The following is a 17,144-nucleotide window of genomic DNA, read 5'->3' as shown; positions in this document are numbered from 1 at the left end:
CTATGAAAACATTGCTCCCGACTTCAACGGCTGGCAGTTTGCCTAAGCCAACCTGGCTTGCGCAACCCGAAACGCTCTGGTCGCCATGGAAATTGCAGGATCAGGAATTACTTGCCGGTAAACAGGATGCGCTGCGTTTATCTCTGGATGAGCAGATCCGTGCGGGCATTGATATTGTCAGCGACGGGGAACAGACTCGTCAGCACTTCGTCACCACCTTTATTGAACATCTCAGCGGCGTTGATTTTGAGAACCGCCAGACCGTGCGAATTCGTAACCGCTATGACGCGAGCGTGCCGACCGTGGTGGATGCCGTCGCCCGTCAAAAACCGGTGTTCGTTGATGACGCAAAGTATTTGCGTCAGCTCACGGATAAACCGATCAAGTGGGCTCTGCCCGGCCCGATGACCATGATCGACACCCTCTATGACGCTCACTATAAAAGCCGCGAAAAGCTGGCCTGGGAATTTGCCAAAATTCTCAACCAGGAAGCGAGGGAGTTAGAAGCGGCAGGCGTTGATATCATCCAGTTTGATGAACCGGCCTTTAACGTGTTTTTTGATGAGGTGAACGACTGGGGTATTGCCGCGCTGGAACGCGCCATCGAAGGTTTGCGCTGCCAGACCGCGGTCCATATCTGCTACGGGTATGGCATCAAAGCCAATACCGACTGGAAAAAAACGCTCGGTTCAGAATGGCGGCAGTATGAAGAAGCCTTCCCTAAACTGCAGACGTCCAATATCGACATCATCTCGCTGGAGTGCCACAACTCCCGCGTACCGATGGACCTGCTGGAACTGATCCGCGGCAAAAAGGTGATGGTGGGTGCCATTGACGTGGCGACCAATACCATTGAGACGCCAGAGGAAGTGGCCGATACGCTGCGTAAAGCGCTGCAGTTTGTCGATGCCGACAAGCTGTGGCCATCAACAAACTGCGGGATGGCCCCGCTCTCACGTCAGGTTGCCAACGGAAAGCTCAACGCCCTGAGCGCCGGCGCCGACATTATCCGTAAAGAACTCGGCGCGTAATCGCTACGTCTGCCAGTAAGGCGGGGTGCCGAAAAGCGCCACGTAATGATCAATCACCGCCCTGACGTTCAGGGGCGGATGACGGGCGTGAGGATAGATCGCCGCAATGTTCAGCGGCTCGGTATTTATGGCGCACTCCCATTCCACGAGGAGTGCGACCAGTTCCCCCTTCTGCAGTCTGTCGCCAATCAACCAGTCCGGAAACAGCACGATCCCCATCCCGCCCAGCGCGGCAATGAGCAGCGACTCCGCATTATTGGAGGTCATCAGCGGCACCACGGGGTAATGCACCCAGGCTTCCCCCTGACCTCGCACCAGCCAGCGATTGGGACCTGACGACCCGCGGTAGACCAGGCACCGGTGACGACTGAGGTCATCCGGCCCGTCTGGCACACCGTGTTTTCGCAAATAGTCCGGCGACGCGGCCAGATGGTAACGCTGCTGGCCAAAAACCCGCGCGTGAAAGGTTGAATCCGTCAGCGTGCCGATGCGAAAGATAACGTCGGCGGCATCTTTGTGCGGGTCGATAAAGTCATCGGTCAGCGTCAGCTCTATATTCAGCCGGGGATACCGCGCCGCCAGTGCAGGCAGGCCAGGGGCAACGTGTCGCTGCCCAAAGTACACCGGGCCATTAATGCGCAGCGTGCCGGAAGGCTCCGTCGAACGCTCATCCAGTTCCCGACGCGCCTCCTCCAGGCTTTCCACCATCGCTCTGGCGTAGCGGATAAAAAGGTGGCCGCTTTCCGTTGGGATCACCGCCCGGGTATTACGATAGAAAAGTTGCTGGCCGAGCGCGTCCTCAAGCTGATAGATAACGCGTGAAACCTGCGAAGCAGACATCCCCTCCCGCCGGGCAACCACAGAAAAGTTTTGCGCTTCGTAAACCGCAATAAAAACCCGCAGCGAGCGGATATTCATATTTCCGGCATCAACCATTAGTGCATTTCCTGCAAAGGTGTTTCCTGCATTATGGCATTTTTCTCATCGATGTTCAGGGCTAGTCTGTTTCGCCTTCAGAACGTAGAGATAATGAATATGCAATGGATGTTAATTTTACTGGTTATTCTCGGCGGCATGGGCCTCTCCGTAGAGGCTGGCTTGCTGGGGCCACTGGGTGGGGAAGTCGGCGATTTATGGGCCACGTTCAGTATTTTCGGTACAGGTGCCGCGCTGACGTTTCTGCTGATGCTGTTTTTCAGCCCGCGTAACAGCCCGTCGTTTTTCACACAGCCCGCATGGCAACTGCTCGGCGGCGTAATCGGGCCCGTTTACGTCGTCATTTTGACCCTCGCCACGCCGGCCATCGGCATTGCCCTGACGATGATTGGCATTCTGGCAGGTCAGGTCTTTAAGAGTCTTATCATTGACCACTATGGGTTGCTGGGCACCACGCCCAGAAAGATTAACGGTAAACGCATCATCGCGCTGCTTTTCATCATTGCCGCGCTGGTTCTGGTTGCACAGGGGTAACAAAATGACACTGATTATGATTATGTTGGCAGTGTGTGGCGGCGCGACGCTGAGCATCCAGGCCGCCATCAACGGACAGCTGGGAAGCAGCGTGGGCGTCTTTAAAAGCGCGTTTCTGACGTTTTCCGTTGGTGCGCTGGTCACCGCCCTGCTGATCTTCTTCTTTGAACCCAAACAGGCCGTTACCCTGATGGACGTGCCCAAATGGCAGCTGCTCGGTGCCCTGTTCGGCGTGCCCTACATTGTGATAATGGTACTGGCGGTACAACGTATCGGTACCGCCGTTGCCACGGTCGCGGTGATCTTCGGCCAGCTCACCATGAGCATGTTGATTGACAGCTTTGGCTGGCTGGGTAACGCGGTCATTCCGTTTTCGCTGAGCCGTCTCGGGGCCATCGTCTGCCTGGCCATTGCGCTGATCTTCATCTACCTCAGCAGCAAAACCCCCGCCGAACCGGCGCCCGGGAGCGAGTAACGTCACGCCTTGCGGGTAAAGAACAGCGTCACCGTGGCGACGGTGACGCCCAGTTTCTTCAGCTCTGTTTTATTGAACAGATGGGTTTCATCCTGCAGGTACATCCAGTCGTCAAAGTGCAGCAGCCAGGTGCTACCATTGGCTTTCACCTGCATGCTGTAATGCCAGTTGAAGGCGTTTCCCGCCGCCTGCCCGGTCGCCACCCCTTCGATATCCCCTGCCGTGCCTTCGTAGCGATCGCCCCCCATCCGTCGGATATGCCATACCCGCTGCTGCTTTTCGCCGTCGTCATAGACGAAATGTTCATTGAGCGTCAGCGTATCGCCGATAACGTCCCCGGCAATCTCAACGTGAAACCGGCGCAAATGTTTACCGCTGCGATCCTGCACCATGCCCCACGCTTCGGTTTTCCCCTGAAAATAGCGGAAGATATCCAGCTTCGGCTGCTGCTGACGGTATTCCGTCACCTCTGTACTGCAGCCGGCCAGCAGCATCGTTACCGCCAGCGCGATGACCAGTATACGTTTCATTGTTGCCCTCCTGTCAGCTGCTGACGCAGCGCGGGATATTGCGTGCGGGGACTGAGCCAGATTGCCAGAAAGCGCGTGCTGAACGCGGCGGACTGACGTGGTCCCAGCGGAATAAAGTTTTTCTGCACCGCCGAAGCGCGGTACCAGAACTGCCCCTGCCTGTCGGTGACCACAAACGCCAGCTGGCTGCCCGGCCCAACATCGGGCCAGAGCGACTGGAGCATACGCAGCCAGGCTTCGCTTTGGGGTTCCTGCTCGAGGATCCCCTGTGCCTGCCACTGATCGCGCGTTGCCTCAACCAGGTCTTCACGGTCGATTTCACGCGCGTAAGTGATGATCAGCGCCCGATCTCCGTTCTCCCCGCTGTAACGCCCCTCCGGCGTGCGAAGCTGTGAGGTATAGACGGTGAACGGCCCCCAGGTCAGCGTGGCGTCACCGACCTTGCGCCAGGTCAGCCAGTCGGCAGCCTGAGCCACGGGGGACAGGATTATCAGTAAGAGAAGCAGTGCCGCAGCTCTCATTTTTGTCTACCCACCAGCAGATGGAAAAACAGCATCAATACCAGCCAGCCCGGTGCCATCCAACTGATGACAATAAAGGTCGGCTCCAGAAAAGTAATGGCGCCAAGCCGTTCGCCAATCAGATAGGCGACAGGCCCACCCACGGTTGCCAGCAGGGTCAGCAGCCAGCCGGGTAATGTTGTTGTGCGCGTCAGTTGAGTCCAGACGGTGGCGAACATCAGCCACAGTGCCACCATCCACAGCGGCATCAGTGACTCACCCGTAAACGCAATCAGGCCCGTCAACGCCCAGAGCGCATCCAGCAGGCTCCCTGCCGCGGCCAGCGCAATGGCGTAAAGTCGGTACGCGGACGGCAACAGCAGGCAGGCCACGACCGCCAGCACGATCCAGATAATCAGGCCCTGCTCGCGAAAGAGCACCACCAGCGCCCAGTAAAAATCGAACGCGATAGCCAGCAGAAAGACCTGCAAATAATGTTTCATACGCGCTCGGCGGTCAGCTGCACCACGCTGATGGTGCGGGCGTTAAACCCGGCTTCGCAGTAACCGAGGTAGTACAGCCACATCCGACGAAACCGCTCATCGAACCCAAGCTTTTCAATCTCTTGCCATGCATGCACGAAGCGCTGGCGCCAGAGAGCCAGCGTGCGGGCATAGTCGGGCCCCATATCAAAGAGATTGCGCATCACGAAATCGGTGTGGCGCGTCATAAGCTCATTCATGGCGGTGATGCTTGGTAAAAAACCGCCGGGAAAAATGTAGCGCTGGATAAAGTCGACGCTTTTGCTGTAGTCACGATAGCGCTGGTCCTGAATGGTGATGGCCTGTATTGCCATACGACCTCCCGGTCGCAGCCTGGCCTGACAGGTGCGGAAGAAGGTTGGCAGATAGCGCTGCCCCACGGCCTCAATCATCTCTATCGAGACCAGCTTGTCGTACTCTCCGGTGAGGTCGCGGTAATCGCACAGCAGTACCTCAACGCGATCCTGCAACCCGGCGCGGACAATCCGTTCTTTCGCCCAGAGATACTGCTCCTGCGACAGCGTCGTGGTGGTCACCCGACAGCCATAATGACGGGCGGCATATTCCGCCATCGCGCCCCAGCCTGTGCCAATTTCCAGCAGGTGATCATTGGCGTTCAGCGCCAGCTGATCGCACAGGCGAGCCATTTTGGCCTGTTGAGCCGCCGTGAGATCCTGCTCATCTGCGGTGAACAGCGCGCTGGAGTAGAGCAACTCGTTGTCCAGAAAATGGGCATAGAAGGTGTTACCCAGATCGTAATGCGCGGCAATATTTTCGCGGGCCTGGGCGCGTGAGTTTCGCCGCGTCCAGTGGCGAAGCCGTTCAAGTGGCCTGCTGAACAGACGAAATCCCTTTTCCAGCCGGCCAAGCACCTGCCCGTTAAGCGCCAGGATCTCAAGCAATGGTGTGAGCTGTGTGGTTTCCCATTCGCCATCCATCCAGGCCTCAGCGGCGGCGAGGCTGCCCCCCGTTAAGACACGCCAATACACGCCCGGGCTCAGGATCTGAACGTTGGCATGCAGCGCAGCGGATGTCTCGCCGAAATGGAACGTCTGCGCACCCTCACGCAGGGTTAGCGAGCCGCCGCGGATACCGCTTAAGAGACGAAACAGCAGCCAGCGCGCGATGCGGACGTTGCGCGGGATATCGGGTTCAAGCGCAAAGACGGGATCGGTCATGAGCGTTCACTCCTGCTGACGGGATGGTTATACAGCGGCACGCGCTTGAGCCACAGCCGCAGCGCCTGCCAGTAAATAGCGAAAACGGTTTTGAGGGTCATCAGTGGAATGCGCAGCAGCAGCGACCGCAGTGCCGCCCGGGTAAGCGGCTCCCGGCGTAGCGCCAGCGTGGCGTCAAACACCTTCGCTTCCTGATGGTTTTCAATGTGCATATGCAACGAGTCGTCAGGCGGGTTAAAGCGCCAGTGGTAAACCATGTCCATCGGGTTAAAAGGGGAAACATGAAACGCTTTTTCTGTGGGACGCGCATCCTGCCCATTCACCGCGTAGTAATGACGCTCATTCCACGGGGTATTGCGAACTTCCGCCAGCACCCAGCGCAGCGTCTCCGCCCGGTCATAGCAGTAGTAAAAGTTGACCGGATTAAAATGGAATCCGAAGTAGCGCAGCTGCGTCAGGAGCATAACCCGCCCCTGCGGCCGTTCTCCGGTCAGGCTTTCAAGCCTGGTGAGGACATTCTCTTTAAGCGGCGTGCCCAGCGGATAATCCGCATCATGGAACGAGGCGGCGGCAACACGATTGCGACGGACCCCGACCGCAGGCAACGTCTCCAGCTCATCGAGATCGAGCCAGGCCATAAAGACGCTGTAGCGGAACTGGTGCGCTTTCGGCCGGAAGCGACGATGGCGTAATACACCGTGATAGAGGCAGCTGTTCATTTCAGTTCCCCTCCCCGGCGGCTATCGCATTCACCACGTCCAGCGCACTGCGCACGCCATCTTCATGAAAGCCGTTGTACCAGTAAGCGCCGCAGAACCAGCTACGCTGGTGGCCGTTAATCTCACCGCGACGCGCCTGTGCACGCCAGCTTTTGGGGTTAAACAGCGGGTGTTCATAGACAAAGCGTTTCAGAACAAAGCGTTCATCCACGGGGATGTCCGGATTAAGGGTGACGCAGAACAGCGGGCTACCCGCAGGCAACCCCTGCAAAATATTCATGTTGTAGGTGACGCAGGCGCTGGCCTGATCCTGCTGGCTCAGACGGTAGTTCCAGCTCGCCCAGGCACGCTGACGTACCGGTAGCCAGCGCGGATCGCTGTGAAGCACCACCTCATTACGCTGCCAGCCGATATCGCCCAGTACGTCCTGCTCTGCCGCGCTCGGCGCGTCAAGCATCGCCAACGCCTGCCCGGAGTGACAGGCAAAAATCACCTGATCAACGCTGTGGCTCGCGTTGTCGAGCTGGATCGTTACCCCATTCTGCTGACGAATCACCCGCAGCACCGGGGCGTTGAGGTGCAGCGTCAGGCGGTCACCGAGTTTATCCAGCATGGCGCGGATGTATTCCCGCGAACCTCCGGGCACGACGTACCACTGCGGACGATGCGTCACATCCAGCAGGCCGTGATTGTCAAAGAAACGCAAAAAGAGCGGCAACGGAAAACGTTTCATCTCCTGCAACGACGATGACCAGATGGCCGCCCCCATTGGCAGAATGTAGTGACGCGCGAAAAACGGCGTAAAGCGGTGCCTGTCCAGAAACGTCTGCAGCGTCGCGTGCGGATCTGGCTCGCTCTCCAGCGCCTGTTTCGCCAGGCGATTAAAGCGGACAATCTCCCCGAGCAGCCGCCAGAACGACGGGTTCACCAGGTTTCGACGCTGGGCAAATAACGAGGTCAGGGTGTGTCCGTTGTACTCCAGCCCGGTTTGCGGGTTATGCACCGAAAAGCTCATCTGCGTCTTTTGCCCACTGATACCCAGCTCGCTCAGCAGGCCCATAAATCGTGGGTAGGTACGGTCGTTGTAGACGATAAAACCGGTATCGATGGCGAAAGTGCCCTGTGGCGTCGGCACGTCAACCGTCGCGGTATGACCGCCGGGAGTGGCCCCCGCTTCGAAGAGCGTCACCTCGTGATGACCAGCAAGACGCCAGGCACAGGTCAACCCGGCGATGCCGCTGCCGATAATGGCAATCTTCATGAACGCACCATCCTGCGCAGCAGTGCGCGCTGAAGAAATGCGGGAAGCCCTGAGAGCAACCGCAAGATAAGGCCAAACCCCACCGGAAACGCAATATGCATTTTCCCTTTCGCCAGCCCGGCCCGAATGGCCTGCACGGCCTCCTCAACGCTCACCCTGCCCGGCATGGCAAAGTCATTTTTTCGCGTCAGCGGCGTATCAACGAAGCCCGGGAATACCACCGTCACGGCGACCCCTTTCGGCTCCCAGTCGAGCCGCAGACTGTCGGCAAACCAGCTCAGCGCCGCTTTGGACGCGCCGTAAGCCTCTGCGCGCGGGAACGTCAGCCAGTGCGCCATGGAGCTGACCAGCACCACGCGGTTGCCTGAAACCAGCTGCGGCTGTAACGCGGCCAGACAGTTCACTGGCCCGAGGAAATTGGTTGTCATCACCCGCTCTACCAGCGCTGCATCCACCACGCCCTGCTCAAGGTATTCGCAGGTACCGGCGCAGAGAATAACCAGGTCGGCATAGCAGCCCGTCAGCGCCTGGCGACAGGCGTCCCTGTCTGTCATATCGAACAGGCGAACCGTGATAGTGGGGCTGTGCTGATGCAGGGCGTCCAGACGCGCCGGATCGCGCCCGCAGGCGATAACCGTGTGGCCGTCAGCAGCGAAGGATTTCGCCAGCCCGGCGCCGATGCCCGAGCTTGCTCCGGTAATCAGAACCGTGCTCATGCGTTCACCCTCCGCTTCACGCCGCGCACTGCCCAACCGAGCAGCGGAAGGTGTTCGTAGATCATCTCTCCGGCGTCGTAATAGTCACGCTGGCGAGTAATCAACCCATGTTCGGTCTCCACCACCGAACATCCCGGCAGGTCGAGCGGCTCGCCTCCGGCAATGCGCGGATGCGACCAGTGCATAATCCACGTGACAACGAAACGGCGGTCACCAAACAGCGGAGGATCAATGGTAAAACGGCAATTTTCAACATTGGCCAGCAGATGGGTGAAATAGCGCTGGAGCGCGAAAATCCCGTCATGCTCGCCGAACGGATCGATAAGCGTGGCATCCGAATGATAAAGCCCGACCAGCGCTGAGGGCGGCTGGCTATCCAGTGCGGTGTAGTACTCAACAAACCGACTCACGACAGAGGGCAAAGTGCTCATGGGTCACATCCTGGCGGTAAACAACGTGGCGTAATCGCATAATTAAAACTTACACAATTAACGTTATTTGTCCAAGTTTGTGTAAAACTATTTTTTATTTATATTATTTTTCAAAAAGTTACACCTGTGTTGCCGATATTTTTTTCAGAACCTTTTCTGACGCACCTGTTTCCCGTTTTGCTTTTCAGTTTTACCTTAAGGCGAATTTCCCCTTCTTCTTCCAGACTTATCCTTTTTAATCATAAGGATGAGGAAACCCCGAGATGAAACGTTTCTTTCTGTCACTTTTCTCCAGCCCGGAATCATTGCTCCAGGTGATGAGCCAGCAGGAAATTATCGAAGCCGTGGAGGATGGCGATCGCATCATCATCGACCAGGACGGGAACGCCTCGGTGAACTACAAGAGCAACGAGGTGCGACAGGATTTCCTGCGTCATGTTAACGCGCTGAAGAGGGCCTGATATGGGAACGGCTATCTTTATGGTGCTGATGGTCTGTGGGTACTGGTACACCAGCCGTGACCTGTCGACCCGTTTTAAAATCAAGCGATCTTTCGGCTGGGATGTCTATTTTCTCGTTGCCCTGTATGGCTGTATCTTCGTTCTGCAAGGGGTGATCGCCACGGGGCTGCTCTGGCTGTTGCTCTATGCACTTTCTGCCGCCGACAACACCTTCCACTTCACGGCGCAGACCTATGCCGACTGGCAAATAGATTTTATGAACTGGAGCTTTTTAGGTATTCAGGCACCGGTCGTCGTCATGCTGGCCTTCGCCATCCTGTTTTGTCTTTATCGTTCTAACTGGGCAGGCAGCGCCAGGCTGGACGGTGAAGGCAGGAAGAAGCTCTACAAACGTCTCGCGCAGTCGAGCGGTATCGAACAACTGCTGTATCAGTGTATGGAGCAAGGGGAGCTGGCGCAGGTGACGCTGCGCTCGAGACGGATTTATGTCGGCATGATCCACACCGCAACGCTCGAGTATGAAAAAACCGCCAATATCGTGCTGATCCCCATGCTAAGCGGCTATCGCGATGAAGAGACAATGCGGATTTGCATCGAAAATAATTACAGCAAATGGTATGCCCGCCACGACATTACTCTGGATTCAGAACCCGGAAGCGCAATGGACTTCAGAAAGGTGATCATGCTGAATCAGATCGAGAGTATTTCCCTGTTTGATCCGGCCAGTGCCAGCTCGCTGGCGCTGGCGGAACGGGCAGAAGATGATGACTAAAGGCAGGAGCCTGGCATTCACTGCCAGGCTCAGCGCCAGCCCTTCCATGCTAAGCGTATTTCGTCGACGGCCGATCGTGCCCCGGTTCAGGCGGCGTTTTCTGTTAGCCGTTCTACTCCCTTTTTCAATGAGCTTATGACCTCATCCGCTGCGATCCCCATTTGCGCATGAATAATCGCACCGTCGATCAGCATCATGATTTCATTAACGGTTTTCTCATCGGTTATGCCGGTCAGGGACGCTATTTTTGCCTTTGTTTCGGTTTTATGATTGCGGCAAATATCTTTTATTTCGCCTTCATTTTCTTCAGATTTTGCTTCTGCGCTGGCATTAATAAAGGCGCACCCATGGAATAACGCCGAAATAAACCATTCATACAGCGTGTCAGATAATGCACTGGCCGGGGTTTTACCCGCAGCAAGATGTCGACGCAGCGTGCTTTCAAACCAGTCAATCCATATTTCGTGTCGATAGTGGAGATAGGCAACAATCAGTAAACTTTTTCCCGGAAAATGGCGATAAAACGTCACTTTCGTGACTTTAGCCTGCTTGATAATGGTATCCACGCCCGTTGCTTTAAATCCGCTGGAATAAAACAGATCGTGCGCGGTCAGCAAGATTTTTTCCCTCACACTGATTGTTTTATCGTTATTCAAGTTGACTGTATTCACAGATCGACGGCCTCAATTGACAGGTTGACAGCGTTATTTTTCAGGCCTAGATTAACACCAGTAGACAGACCTGTCTACCTAATGCCAACCAGAGGTAGCCGAAATGAACACACGCCCCCCTTTACCGCCTTTTACGCGTGAAAGTGCCATCGAAAAAGTCAGACTGGCAGAAGATGGCTGGAACAGTCGCGACCCGGCCAAAATCGCACTTGCCTATTCGCTCGATACCCAGTGGCGAAACCGCGCGGAGTTTGCCACTAACCGTCAGGAAGCACAGGCATTCCTGGAGCGCAAATGGAAAAAAGAGCTGGATTATCGTCTGATCAAAGAGCTGTGGGCATTTACGGAAAACCGTATCGCCGTGCGCTATGCCTATGAATGGCATGATGATTCAGGCAACTGGTATCGCTCTTACGGTAATGAAAACTGGGAATTCGAGCCGGATGGTCTGATGAAGCGCCGCTTCGCCTGCATCAACGATATGCCGATAAAAGCGTCTGAGCGCCTGTTTCACTGGCCGCTGGGCAGACGTCCTGATGACCACCCTTCACTGAGCGACCTGGGGCTGTAGGTTTCGTCAGGATCATGCTTCGCCATTACGGGGGGTTATACGCTCCGGGTAACCTTTCGGTTACCCGGGCGGGCTTATCTTTTACACCATGAAAAAGAGGCAGACTATTATTTAAATCACACCCAACTGTTTCATCAGCGTCAGGTTATCTTCAATATGCCAGTTGGACACTATTTTACCGTCGCCGATCTCATAGATATCCGTCGCGATAAAATCCACGGTCTGACCCTGCCCTTTTATTTTGCCAAATGTCCCGCTGAAATGACCGTGGAAATGCAAATGGGACACGACACGATTACCCGTAACGATCATTTGTTCCACCTCGCAGCGTAAATCCGGCACCGCGGTGCGAAATGCCCTCGAGGCCATAATGGCGCCCTCTGGCCCCTGTTTACGGCCTTCCGGTGGGGTTTTATCCACAAAATTAACCGCCAGCGCTTCCCGCGCCAGAGACTCTTTCCCGGTATCCCAGAACGTGGCATACGTAACGGCCGCATGTTCGTTCGCCGTTAATTGCGTTTGCGACAGCGTGTTATCCACAATAAGAAGATTCGGTTTCACCCGGTCGCTCTGGGCCGAATAAGCCACGCCGGATACGCCAGCCAGAATTAACGCCAGCACAGCTGGACGTGTATATGTTGAATATTGCATAAACGCTTACAACCTGTGATTACGTTTTCCGCCAGCATGTTCACTGCCGGAATAAATTCGGATCAACGCGGGGTCAGTTAATTAATGCCCCGCCCTCAATATCAATCACCGAGCCCGTAACAAAGGCATTATCGATGGCAAAGAGATAGCCCTGAGCAACGTCTTCCGCTTGTCCCCACGCTTTAGCGGGCAACGTTTGTGCTGCAACAGTCAGCATTTTTTCCCGCGCAGCCGCATCCATCCCGGCGTGGGCTTCGGTATCGGTCAGACCCGGGCTGATGACGTTTACGCGACGCGGTGAAAGCTCTTTTGCCAGCACTTTTGTTGCCGCCTCGATGGCGGCGTTCATGGTGGTTTTGACTATGGCACCAGCTACCACGCGGCGTGCAACAAATCCGCTGGTCAGCGTCAGCGTACCGCGGGGCGAAATATTCCCGCTCAGATACCTGGCGACATGCATACTGCCCCAAAATTTGGTATCAAAAGCCAGTTTCGCCGCGCCAGGGTCGAGGCTGGAAATCGGCCCTCCCGGTGCCTGAGAGCCGGCCGTGACAATAATATTGTCGACCTCACCCAGCGTTTCGCTTAACGCGATCACCTCTGCTTCATTGCTAATATCGAGGACGAGGGTCTCAACAGAGGCGGGAGATGAACTGAGCCGCGCGCGGGCAGCGCTCAGTTTCTCTTTATTGCGTCCCGCGAGAATAATGTCGTCGCCGCGTGCTGCCAGGGCACGGGCTACAGCAAAACCAATACCGGACGCGCCGCCAATAATTAACGTTTTACGGGTCATCATTTTTCCTCACACAGGTTGTAAGTAGGGTAATCGGTATACCCCACCGCTGTACCACCAAAGAGCGTGGCGGGATCGCTGACGTCATTCAGCGGCCAGTGATGCGCCAGCCGATGTGGTAAATCGGGATTGGCAATAAACGGGCGTCCAAACGCAATCAAATCGGCATACCCTGCTGCGAGGATTTTTTCCGCCTTTTCGGGGGTATAATTTCCTGCCACGATCAGGGTGCTACGGAATGTTTCGCGCAGTTTTTTGCGGAAACTTTCCGGAACCTGTGGCGCATCATCCCAGTCGGCTTCCGCCAGGTGAATAAACGCAATGCCTCGTTGCTGGCACCAGGCCGCGAGGGCGAGAATGGCTTCGATGACCTGCGGATCGTTCATTCCCCGCTGTGTAATAAACGGCGAAAGCCGGATACCGGTACGCTCAGCGCCAATGGCCTGCGCAATGGCATCGAGCACCTCCTGCGCGAAGCGGATCCGGTTCACGAGACTGCCGCCATACTCATCCGTGCGGATGTTTGACGTGGATCTCAGGAACTGATCAATCAGATAGCCGTTTCCGCCGTGCACCTCCACGCCATCAAATCCGGCCTGAACGGCATTGAGCGCCGCCTGTCGGTACTGTTCGACGACGAGCGCGATCTCTTTTCGCGACAGCACGCGTGGCGTCGGGCAGTCAACCATTTGACCTTCGCCATGTTCATTCACCACCCATACTTTCGCATCGGGTGCCAGCGCGGAGGGCGCGACGGGCAGTCCGTCTTCGTGAAAACGGGCATGAGACATCCGCCCCACGTGCCAGAGCTGGGAAAAAATCACCCCTCCCGCCTGATGGACCGCGCCGGTAGTGCGTTGCCATCCCGCGACCTGCTCTGGCGTATGGATCCCCGGAGTCCATGAATAGCCCTGGCCCTGAGGCGAAATCTGCGTGGCTTCGGTGATGATTAAGCCCGCGCTGGCCCGCTGTCGGTAATATTCAGCCATCAGCGTCGAGGGAATATTTCCGGGCTGAAGAGCGCGGGCACGGGTCATTGGTGCCATGACGATGCGATTTTTCAGGTTGAGATCCCCTAACCTGTAGCGTTCAAAAAGTGAGGTCTGGTTCATCTGGACGTCCCTTGTGGTTACGATGAAATCACTTTACAGGTGGCATCTGATTTTGATAATTACACTAAAATCAGATGCACTTTTCGGAAAATATGAATAATGGGTAAACTCGAAGATATGGCGCTGCTGGTTGAAGTGGCCGAGGCTGGCGGGCTTTCCGCCGCTGGCCGCCGCCTGTCACTTTCCCCGGCCACCATGACCGCCCGCCTCAAAGCGATTGAAGAACGCTACCAGACGCGCCTGTTTCACCGTTCCACGCGGGCTATCTCCCTCACCCGGGCGGGCGAAGAGTTTTACCATGCTGCACTGCGCGTGCTGGAAGAGATGCATCATGCCGAGTCGTTACTGGCACAAAAAGAGGGCGTGCTCAGCGGCAACATTCGTCTTTCCGCCCCCTCTGACTTTGGCAGGCAGTATCTCAGCCCCGCCGTCATGGCATTTTCCCGCCTGCATCCGGAAATCAAATTTTTCGTTTACTTAAGAGAACACGTAGAGGATCTGGTCGCTAACCGGCTGGATATGAGCATTCGCTTCGGCAACCTGCCAGACAGCAGCCTGGTGGTCAGAAATATCCGTCCCAATCACCGGGTGCTGGTCGCGTCAGCAGCGTATCTTAACGACCTGGGTATCCCTGCCTCCTGTGACGCGCTGACGGACCACCGCTGTCTGGCGCTGGAGTCGCAAGGAGTGGTGATGAATGAATGGCGGTTTGAGGTTGAGGGGAAAGAGCGCGTCGTTCGCGTAGAGCCTGCCATGGTCTGTGATGACGGGGCGCTGCTTCGTCAGTGGGCCCTCGACGGGGCTGGCATTGCGGGCAAATCGTGGTGGGACGTGAAGGACGATGTCGAGAAAGGAAGGCTGAAAGTGTTGCTTGCCGGGAGCTTCACCGGCTTTAGCCGGTTTGATCGCAAAGATGTCGGGCTACAGTTTGTCTACCCGCAACGGAAACTCCAGCCGCTTCAGGTCACCGCATTTAGCCAGTTTTTTATCGACTGGCTTAAAAAGACTGAACGCGGTGAGCTGATGACGTCGTGAAGCCACCGGTTGCGTTAAACGGCCCGCGTCAGCCGTTTAAAATACATCAACACACGGCTGACCGACTTTATGAAGGGCATCGGTCAAGCGGGTCCGAAGTTCATTCAGCGCCACTTCTTTCTCGGCCAGTTGCGCCAGTTTGCGCCGCAAAGCGGCCTGTTTTTCCTCCGCGGTAAAGCGGTCATCAACCCAGACCGCCAGAACATCGGCGATTTCAGCCAGGGTAAACCCCAGCATTTTGGCATGCCCGATCAGCTTCAGCCGTTGTAAATCCACAGCCGAGTAGACTTTGTAGTTATTACTGCCGTTTGGCTGCGGAATTTTTTCCAGCAAGCCCGCCCTTTCATAATAACGCACCGTCTCTTTCGATAACCCAGTTCTGGCACACAGCTCGCCGATCCTCATCGCGTCGTTCTCACTTTGTAAAAATCACGCTTGACCGTGTACCTGAGTACACGGTTTATCCTGTGCCGCACAGACAGGGAAAACGGGATTTATGTTATGAATTCTTTTGATTATACAGGAAAAACAGCACTGGTTACCGGTGCATCCTCGGGCATAGGACGGGAGTTCGCCCGCCAGCTCGCGGCCCGTGGCGTGGGGTTGATCCTGGTTGCCCGCTCCGAGGCAACGCTGCAGGCGCTTGCGGCTGAGCTACACAAAACGCACGGCGTATCACTCACCGTTATCGTGCAGGACTTAACGCTGCCTGAGGCCATTACCCACATTGTGGAACGGCTGGAAGCGTTACGGTTTTATCCCGATATTTTGATTAATAGCGCGGGGTTTGCCACCTACGGGCGATTTGAAAAGCTATCTCTGGCGCGCCAGCGTGAAGAGATCAACGTCAACTGCGTTGCCCCCGTGGCGCTCGCACACGCCCTGCTGCCCGCGATGCTGCGTAAAGGTTCAGGCGTGATGATTAACGTGGCCTCGACCGCGGCCATGCAACCGGATCCGTATATGGCAATTTATGGGGCAACAAAGGCATTTTTACTCTCCTTTTCGAACGCGCTGTGGGGAGAATACCGCGCTCACGGCATCCGCGTGCTGGCGCTTTGCCCCGGCGCAACGGATACCGCCTTTTTTGAGGTGGTGAACGCCGAGGAAGCGTCAGTGGGCAAAAGAATGCCAGCGCAGAACGTAGTCGCGCTGGCGTTACGGGCCGTGGATACGCAACGCAATACGCTGATCCCCGGCTGCGGCAACTGGCTGCTGGGCCAGTTACACCGGTTTGTCACCCGCCGACGTCTGGCGATCATTGCTGAAAAAGTATTACGACCTAAGCCCGCCGGTCAGGGGACGCACTCAGACGCATAATCCCGTTCAGGTCAAAGCGTGACGTTTCAGTGCCGCGCAATTGCACTGAAACGCGCGCAACCTCTCGCAAAGACTGACAATATCCCGCGAAAAACAGTGATACACTTAGCCGACCTGGTTGATGATGCAGTCTTAACGGCTCAGGGCTAACGAGTATTATCCCTCGAGTTCCACAGACGACTGTGCATGTGCCATTTGCCCACTCAACCATGTAACCCAATTACCAAATGGTCACACGTTGTCAATCGGAGCCTGTCACGCTAAGCTGAAATAATGACTAAAGACATGAACACCCCATCCACACGTGGTCCACTCGATCACACGGTCCGAGAGCAAATCGTCGAAGCTGCGTATGAGCATTTCGGCCATTACGGCTATGAAAAAACCACCGTCGCCGAACTTGCCAAAGCCATCGGTTTTTCAAAAGCCTATATCTATAAATTTTTTGATTCCAAGCAGGCAATCGGCGAGGTCATCTGCGCGAACCGTCTTGATATGATCATGGCGGCGGTCAATGCAGCCATCGCTGATGCGCCATCCGCAAGCGAAAAGCTGCGTCGTCTGTTCAGGGCGCTCACCGAGGCGGGAAGTGAACTGTTTTTCCATGAGCGTAAACTCTACGACATTGCCGCCGTTGCCGCGCGGGACAAGTGGCCTTCAACCGAAAGGTATTCCGAACGTCTGCTGAAGCTGATTGAGAGCATTGTTGTCGAGGGCAGAAAAGCCGGTGAGTTCGAGAGAAAAACCCCTCTGGACGAAGCTACACTGGCGATCTATATGGTGATGTGCCCTTTCATTAACCCTGTTCAGCTGCAGTACAACCTTGAAGCCGCCCCGACCGCGGCGGTTGTCCTCTCCTCTCTGATTTTGCGAAGCCTGGCCCCCTGATTAGTGACCATTGACTT

Annotated in this window: 23 protein-coding genes; 9 read left to right on the top strand and 14 right to left on the bottom strand. The window is 56.0% G+C overall.

Annotated features, from left to right (window positions below; translation table 11 throughout):
- Positions 1–2 precede the first annotated feature (2 nt).
- On the top strand, positions 3–1,031 hold the full coding sequence (locus BH714_RS06730) for a methionine synthase (RefSeq protein WP_025204256.1): 1,029 nt from the start codon (positions 3–5) through the stop codon (positions 1,029–1,031).
- Positions 1,032–1,034: 3 nt separating this feature from the next.
- On the opposite strand, the gene BH714_RS06725 is transcribed toward BH714_RS06730, so the two are convergent.
- On the bottom strand, positions 1,035–1,967 hold the full coding sequence (locus BH714_RS06725; RefSeq protein WP_040017420.1) for a LysR family transcriptional regulator: 933 nt from the start codon (positions 1,965–1,967) through the stop codon (positions 1,035–1,037).
- Positions 1,968–2,066: 99 nt separating this feature from the next.
- Between BH714_RS06725 and BH714_RS06720 the strand changes: the two genes are divergently transcribed.
- Together BH714_RS06720 and BH714_RS06715 are read left to right on the top strand one after the other, a co-directional pair.
- On the top strand, positions 2,067–2,501 hold the full coding sequence (locus tag BH714_RS06720) for a DMT family transporter (protein ID WP_040019024.1): 435 nt from the start codon (positions 2,067–2,069) through the stop codon (positions 2,499–2,501).
- A gap of 4 nt (positions 2,502–2,505) precedes the next feature.
- The gene (locus BH714_RS06715) at positions 2,506–2,976 is read left to right on the top strand and encodes a DMT family transporter (RefSeq protein ID WP_032681070.1); all 471 of its coding nucleotides are present in this window, start codon (positions 2,506–2,508) and stop codon (positions 2,974–2,976) included.
- A 2-nt stretch (positions 2,977–2,978) separates the two neighbouring features.
- On the opposite strand, the gene BH714_RS06710 is transcribed toward BH714_RS06715, so the two are convergent.
- From BH714_RS06710 to BH714_RS06675, 8 genes are read right to left on the bottom strand one after another with little or no spacing between them, the layout of a single operon-like run.
- The gene (locus BH714_RS06710; protein WP_040017419.1) at positions 2,979–3,506 is read right to left on the bottom strand and encodes a DUF3833 domain-containing protein; all 528 of its coding nucleotides are present in this window, start codon (positions 3,504–3,506) and stop codon (positions 2,979–2,981) included.
- Complete coding sequence (locus tag BH714_RS06705) at positions 3,503–4,027, bottom strand: hypothetical protein (protein WP_040017418.1); 525 nt, start codon at positions 4,025–4,027, stop codon at positions 3,503–3,505. Before BH714_RS06705 ends, BH714_RS06710 begins: the two co-directional genes overlap by 4 nt.
- On the bottom strand, positions 4,024–4,509 hold the full coding sequence (locus BH714_RS06700) for a DUF2878 domain-containing protein (RefSeq protein ID WP_040017417.1): 486 nt from the start codon (positions 4,507–4,509) through the stop codon (positions 4,024–4,026). Before BH714_RS06700 ends, BH714_RS06705 begins: the two co-directional genes overlap by 4 nt.
- Positions 4,506–5,726 carry an SAM-dependent methyltransferase gene (locus BH714_RS06695; protein WP_040017415.1) on the bottom strand — a complete coding sequence of 407 codons (1,221 nt, stop codon included), beginning with the start codon at positions 5,724–5,726 and terminating at the stop codon, positions 4,506–4,508. Before BH714_RS06695 ends, BH714_RS06700 begins: the two co-directional genes overlap by 4 nt.
- Positions 5,723–6,445, bottom strand: a complete 723-nt coding sequence (locus BH714_RS06690; protein ID WP_014169958.1) for a DUF1365 domain-containing protein — start codon at positions 6,443–6,445, stop codon at positions 5,723–5,725. The genes BH714_RS06695 and BH714_RS06690 overlap by 4 nt, the downstream gene beginning before the upstream one ends.
- Before the next feature lies 1 nt (position 6,446).
- Positions 6,447–7,706, bottom strand: a complete 1,260-nt coding sequence (locus BH714_RS06685; protein WP_040017414.1) for an NAD(P)/FAD-dependent oxidoreductase — start codon at positions 7,704–7,706, stop codon at positions 6,447–6,449.
- Positions 7,703–8,422: an SDR family NAD(P)-dependent oxidoreductase gene (locus tag BH714_RS06680; RefSeq protein ID WP_040017413.1), complete on the bottom strand. Its 720-nt coding sequence runs from the start codon at positions 8,420–8,422 to the stop codon at positions 7,703–7,705. Before BH714_RS06680 ends, BH714_RS06685 begins: the two co-directional genes overlap by 4 nt.
- On the bottom strand, positions 8,419–8,853 hold the full coding sequence (locus BH714_RS06675) for a nuclear transport factor 2 family protein (RefSeq protein WP_014169955.1): 435 nt from the start codon (positions 8,851–8,853) through the stop codon (positions 8,419–8,421). The genes BH714_RS06680 and BH714_RS06675 overlap by 4 nt, the downstream gene beginning before the upstream one ends.
- 263 nt (positions 8,854–9,116) lie before the next feature.
- On the opposite strand from BH714_RS06675, the gene BH714_RS06670 reads away from it, so the two are divergent.
- Positions 9,117–9,314, top strand: coding sequence for a hypothetical protein (locus BH714_RS06670; RefSeq protein ID WP_008502331.1), 198 nt, complete (start codon positions 9,117–9,119; stop codon positions 9,312–9,314).
- Between the two features lies 1 nt (position 9,315).
- Positions 9,316–10,086, top strand: a complete 771-nt coding sequence (locus BH714_RS06665; protein WP_040017411.1) for a hypothetical protein — start codon at positions 9,316–9,318, stop codon at positions 10,084–10,086.
- Positions 10,087–10,172: 86 nt separating this feature from the next.
- Here the strand turns inward: BH714_RS06665 and BH714_RS06660 are convergent, their stop codons facing one another.
- Entirely contained in the window at positions 10,173–10,757 is a 585-nt protein-coding gene (locus BH714_RS06660; RefSeq protein WP_040017409.1) for a TetR/AcrR family transcriptional regulator, read from the bottom strand.
- Positions 10,758–10,860: 103 nt separating this feature from the next.
- Here BH714_RS06660 and BH714_RS06655 point away from each other — a divergent pair, with 103 nt between their 5' ends.
- A complete protein-coding gene (locus BH714_RS06655) occupies positions 10,861–11,328 on the top strand; it encodes a nuclear transport factor 2 family protein (protein WP_014169951.1) in 468 nt (155 codons plus the stop codon).
- Between the two features lie 111 nt (positions 11,329–11,439).
- Here the strand turns inward: BH714_RS06655 and BH714_RS06650 are convergent, their stop codons facing one another.
- The 3 genes from BH714_RS06650 to BH714_RS06640 form a co-directional block, all read right to left on the bottom strand.
- A complete protein-coding gene (locus BH714_RS06650) occupies positions 11,440–11,979 on the bottom strand; it encodes an ester cyclase (RefSeq protein WP_040017407.1) in 540 nt (179 codons plus the stop codon).
- 73 nt (positions 11,980–12,052) lie between these two features.
- Complete coding sequence (locus BH714_RS06645; RefSeq protein ID WP_176399546.1) at positions 12,053–12,775, bottom strand: SDR family oxidoreductase; 723 nt, start codon at positions 12,773–12,775, stop codon at positions 12,053–12,055.
- Positions 12,772–13,884, bottom strand: a complete 1,113-nt coding sequence (locus BH714_RS06640) for an alkene reductase (protein ID WP_040017405.1) — start codon at positions 13,882–13,884, stop codon at positions 12,772–12,774. Before BH714_RS06640 ends, BH714_RS06645 begins: the two co-directional genes overlap by 4 nt.
- 99 nt (positions 13,885–13,983) lie before the next feature.
- Here BH714_RS06640 and BH714_RS06635 point away from each other — a divergent pair, with 99 nt between their 5' ends.
- A complete protein-coding gene (locus BH714_RS06635; RefSeq protein WP_040017403.1) occupies positions 13,984–14,919 on the top strand; it encodes a LysR family transcriptional regulator in 936 nt (311 codons plus the stop codon).
- A gap of 36 nt (positions 14,920–14,955) precedes the next feature.
- Here BH714_RS06635 and BH714_RS06630 read toward each other — a convergent pair whose 3' ends face one another.
- Complete coding sequence (locus BH714_RS06630; protein ID WP_040017402.1) at positions 14,956–15,324, bottom strand: MerR family transcriptional regulator; 369 nt, start codon at positions 15,322–15,324, stop codon at positions 14,956–14,958.
- A 96-nt stretch (positions 15,325–15,420) separates the two neighbouring features.
- On the opposite strand from BH714_RS06630, the gene BH714_RS06625 reads away from it, so the two are divergent.
- Together BH714_RS06625 and BH714_RS06620 are read left to right on the top strand one after the other, a co-directional pair.
- Entirely contained in the window at positions 15,421–16,239 is an 819-nt protein-coding gene (locus BH714_RS06625; protein WP_040017401.1) for an SDR family NAD(P)-dependent oxidoreductase, read from the top strand.
- 273 nt (positions 16,240–16,512) lie between these two features.
- Positions 16,513–17,127, top strand: a complete 615-nt coding sequence (locus BH714_RS06620; RefSeq protein ID WP_014169944.1) for a TetR/AcrR family transcriptional regulator — start codon at positions 16,513–16,515, stop codon at positions 17,125–17,127.
- The last annotated feature ends 17 nt before the right edge of the window (positions 17,128–17,144 follow it).

The organism is Enterobacter ludwigii (assembly GCF_001750725.1).
Taxonomy (GTDB): domain Bacteria; phylum Pseudomonadota; class Gammaproteobacteria; order Enterobacterales; family Enterobacteriaceae; genus Enterobacter; species Enterobacter ludwigii.
This window is presented reverse-complemented; position numbering and strand designations above follow the sequence as displayed.

What these genes read in the sequence shown, in the direction of transcription:
- BH714_RS06620 (WP_014169944.1), top strand. Translation starts at nt 16,513, where the DNA reads ATGACTAAAGACATGAACACCCCATCCACACGTGGTCCACTCGATCAC.
- BH714_RS06720 (WP_040019024.1), top strand. Translation starts at nt 2,067, where the DNA reads ATGCAATGGATGTTAATTTTACTGGTTATTCTCGGCGGCATGGGCCTC.
- BH714_RS06650 (WP_040017407.1), bottom strand. Translation starts at nt 11,979, where the DNA reads ATGCAATATTCAACATATACACGTCCAGCTGTGCTGGCGTTAATTCTG.
- BH714_RS06665 (WP_040017411.1), top strand. Translation starts at nt 9,316, where the DNA reads ATGGGAACGGCTATCTTTATGGTGCTGATGGTCTGTGGGTACTGGTAC.
- BH714_RS06645 (WP_176399546.1), bottom strand. Translation starts at nt 12,775, where the DNA reads ATGATGACCCGTAAAACGTTAATTATTGGCGGCGCGTCCGGTATTGGT.
- BH714_RS06730 (WP_025204256.1), top strand. Translation starts at nt 3, where the DNA reads ATGAAAACATTGCTCCCGACTTCAACGGCTGGCAGTTTGCCTAAGCCA.
- BH714_RS06715 (WP_032681070.1), top strand. Translation starts at nt 2,506, where the DNA reads ATGACACTGATTATGATTATGTTGGCAGTGTGTGGCGGCGCGACGCTG.
- BH714_RS06640 (WP_040017405.1), bottom strand. Translation starts at nt 13,884, where the DNA reads ATGAACCAGACCTCACTTTTTGAACGCTACAGGTTAGGGGATCTCAAC.
- BH714_RS06705 (WP_040017418.1), bottom strand. Translation starts at nt 4,027, where the DNA reads ATGAGAGCTGCGGCACTGCTTCTCTTACTGATAATCCTGTCCCCCGTG.
- BH714_RS06685 (WP_040017414.1), bottom strand. Translation starts at nt 7,706, where the DNA reads ATGAAGATTGCCATTATCGGCAGCGGCATCGCCGGGTTGACCTGTGCC.
- BH714_RS06670 (WP_008502331.1), top strand. Translation starts at nt 9,117, where the DNA reads ATGAAACGTTTCTTTCTGTCACTTTTCTCCAGCCCGGAATCATTGCTC.
- BH714_RS06725 (WP_040017420.1), bottom strand. Translation starts at nt 1,967, where the DNA reads ATGGTTGATGCCGGAAATATGAATATCCGCTCGCTGCGGGTTTTTATT.
- BH714_RS06675 (WP_014169955.1), bottom strand. Translation starts at nt 8,853, where the DNA reads ATGAGCACTTTGCCCTCTGTCGTGAGTCGGTTTGTTGAGTACTACACC.
- BH714_RS06635 (WP_040017403.1), top strand. Translation starts at nt 13,984, where the DNA reads ATGGGTAAACTCGAAGATATGGCGCTGCTGGTTGAAGTGGCCGAGGCT.
- BH714_RS06630 (WP_040017402.1), bottom strand. Translation starts at nt 15,324, where the DNA reads ATGAGGATCGGCGAGCTGTGTGCCAGAACTGGGTTATCGAAAGAGACG.
- BH714_RS06680 (WP_040017413.1), bottom strand. Translation starts at nt 8,422, where the DNA reads ATGAGCACGGTTCTGATTACCGGAGCAAGCTCGGGCATCGGCGCCGGG.
- BH714_RS06625 (WP_040017401.1), top strand. Translation starts at nt 15,421, where the DNA reads ATGAATTCTTTTGATTATACAGGAAAAACAGCACTGGTTACCGGTGCA.
- BH714_RS06690 (WP_014169958.1), bottom strand. Translation starts at nt 6,445, where the DNA reads ATGAACAGCTGCCTCTATCACGGTGTATTACGCCATCGTCGCTTCCGG.
- BH714_RS06655 (WP_014169951.1), top strand. Translation starts at nt 10,861, where the DNA reads ATGAACACACGCCCCCCTTTACCGCCTTTTACGCGTGAAAGTGCCATC.
- BH714_RS06700 (WP_040017417.1), bottom strand. Translation starts at nt 4,509, where the DNA reads ATGAAACATTATTTGCAGGTCTTTCTGCTGGCTATCGCGTTCGATTTT.
- BH714_RS06695 (WP_040017415.1), bottom strand. Translation starts at nt 5,726, where the DNA reads ATGACCGATCCCGTCTTTGCGCTTGAACCCGATATCCCGCGCAACGTC.
- BH714_RS06710 (WP_040017419.1), bottom strand. Translation starts at nt 3,506, where the DNA reads ATGAAACGTATACTGGTCATCGCGCTGGCGGTAACGATGCTGCTGGCC.